Annotated in this window: 1 rRNA gene; it reads right to left on the bottom strand. The window is 56.0% G+C overall.

Annotation, left to right across the window (positions count from 1 at the left end):
• Positions 1-21 precede the first annotated feature (21 nt).
• Positions 22-1050, bottom strand: a 23S ribosomal RNA gene (locus ACH4S8_RS45180); the annotation flags it as partial.

The following is a 1050-nucleotide window of genomic DNA, read 5'->3' as shown; positions in this document are numbered from 1 at the left end:
ACACAGTGGACGCGAGCAACTGAGGACAAGCCCTCGGCCTATTAGTACCAGTCACCTCCACCCGTTACCGGGCTTCCAGATCTGGCCTATCAACCCAGTCGTCTACTGGGAGCCTTAACCCCTCGAGGGGGTGGGAATACTCATCTTGAAGCAGGCTTCCCGCTTAGATGCTTTCAGCGGTTATCCCTCCCGAACGTAGCCAACCAGCCATGCCCTTGGCAGGACAACTGGCACACCAGAGGTTCGTCCGTCCCGGTCCTCTCGTACTAGGGACAGCCCTTCTCAATATTCCTACGCGCACAGCGGATAGGGACCGAACTGTCTCACGACGTTCTAAACCCAGCTCGCGTACCGCTTTAATGGGCGAACAGCCCAACCCTTGGGACCGACTCCAGCCCCAGGATGCGACGAGCCGACATCGAGGTGCCAAACCATCCCGTCGATATGGACTCTTGGGGAAGATCAGCCTGTTATCCCCGGGGTACCTTTTATCCGTTGAGCGACGGCGCTTCCACAAGCCACCGCCGGATCACTAGTCCCGACTTTCGTCCCTGCTCGACCCGTCGGTCTCACAGTCAAGCTCCCTTGTGCACTTACACTCAACACCTGATTGCCAACCAGGCTGAGGGAACCTTTGGGCGCCTCCGTTACTCTTTAGGAGGCAACCGCCCCAGTTAAACTACCCATCAGACACTGTCCCTGATCCGGATCACGGACCCAGGTTAGACATCCAGCACGACCAGACTGGTATTTCAACGACGACTCCGCCTGAACTGGCGTCCAGGAATCATAGTCTCCCAGCTATCCTACACAAGCCGAACCGAACACCAATATCAAACTGTAGTAAAGGTCCCGGGGTCTTTCCGTCCTGCTGCGCGAAACGAGCATCTTTACTCGTAGTGCAATTTCACCGGGCCTATGGTTGAGACAGTCGAGAAGTCGTTACGCCATTCGTGCAGGTCGGAACTTACCCGACAAGGAATTTCGCTACCTTAGGATGGTTATAGTTACCACCGCCGTTTACTGGCGCTTAAGTTCTCAGCTTCGCCA

Source organism: Streptomyces sp. NPDC021080, assembly GCF_044333225.1.
Classification (GTDB): Bacteria; Actinomycetota; Actinomycetes; order Streptomycetales; family Streptomycetaceae; genus Streptomyces.
The sequence above is the reverse complement of the archived record's forward strand: the minus strand, read 5'-3'. Positions and strand labels throughout refer to the sequence as shown.